2 protein-coding genes are annotated in these 1,024 nt (G+C 68.7%); both read left to right on the top strand.

Translation table 11 applies throughout. The annotated features are described in order from the left end of the window. The coding region (locus AAH991_RS40080; protein WP_346231185.1) for a multicopper oxidase domain-containing protein at positions 1-621 on the top strand (621 nt) is incomplete at its 5' end. A gap of 196 nt (positions 622-817) precedes the next feature. Beyond that, a partial coding sequence (locus AAH991_RS40085; protein WP_346231186.1) for a hypothetical protein occupies positions 818-1,024 on the top strand: 207 nt, incomplete at its 3' end.

The following is a 1,024-nucleotide window of genomic DNA, read 5'->3' on the forward strand; positions in this document are numbered from 1 at the left end:
ATGAAGACCAACAACCTCACGCAGGCGCCCGACTTCACCGCCAAGCTCGGCGAGCGGGTGGAGTTCATCGTGATCACTCACGGGAACTTCTTCCACACCTTCCACATCCACGGACACCGCTGGGCCGACAACCGCACCGGCCTGCTGGAGAGCCCGCAGGACCAGAGCCGGATCGTCGACACCAAAACCACGGGACCCGCCGAGTCGTTCGGCTTCCAGGTGATCGCCGGCGAGCGCGTCGGCCCCGGGAAGTGGATGTACCACTGCCACGTGCAGAGTTATTCCGACGCGGGGATGTCCGGCGTGTTCACGGTGACCGACGCGGGCAAGAAGGTCCCGCTGACCGTCACCGCCTCGTCCCGCTGCGTGGGCACGTCGGCGTACGTGGCGGTGACGGCGGTCAACGAGGGCGACGTGCCGGTGACCGTGACGCTGTCGACCCCCTACGGTTCCAAGACGGTGGCCGACGTGGCCCCGGGCAAGCAGGCCTACCAGTCCTTCAACACCCGGACCGCCCGTATCGACGCCGGCACGGTGACCGTGAAGGGGACCGCCACGATCGACGGCAAGCAGGTCACCTCGACCTACGAGGCCGTCTACACCGCGATCAGCTGCGGCTGATCCGGCCTTCGACCGTCCCCCTCCACCTGAGCGACTTCCTCCGGACCGACATGCCGAAGCTCCGCAGGCCGGTCTCGAGATCCCGACACCACGCCGTACCGCCGATTCGCCGCCGGCGTCACGGACCCCCCTCAGCTCGCCCCACCCAGGCGAGCGCCGTCACCGATTGGGAACCATGACCGAGAAAAGCACTGATGTGACGCGACGCCTGTTCTCCCGCCGCGCCTTCACCACCACCGCCACCGCCGCGGCGGCCGCCGCCACGATCGCGCCGTTCGTGTTGGCGACTCAGGTCGACGCGGCGTCGGCGGACAAGACCGCGGGCAAGACCGCGGGCCAGCCGGGTGACGTCCGCCGCATCACCCTCTACGCCGAGAAGCTGCCGGACGGTCAGCTGGCTTAC

It is taken from the genome of Microbispora sp. ZYX-F-249, from assembly GCF_039649665.1.
In the GTDB taxonomy this organism is placed as follows: domain Bacteria; phylum Actinomycetota; class Actinomycetes; order Streptosporangiales; family Streptosporangiaceae; genus Microbispora; species Microbispora maris.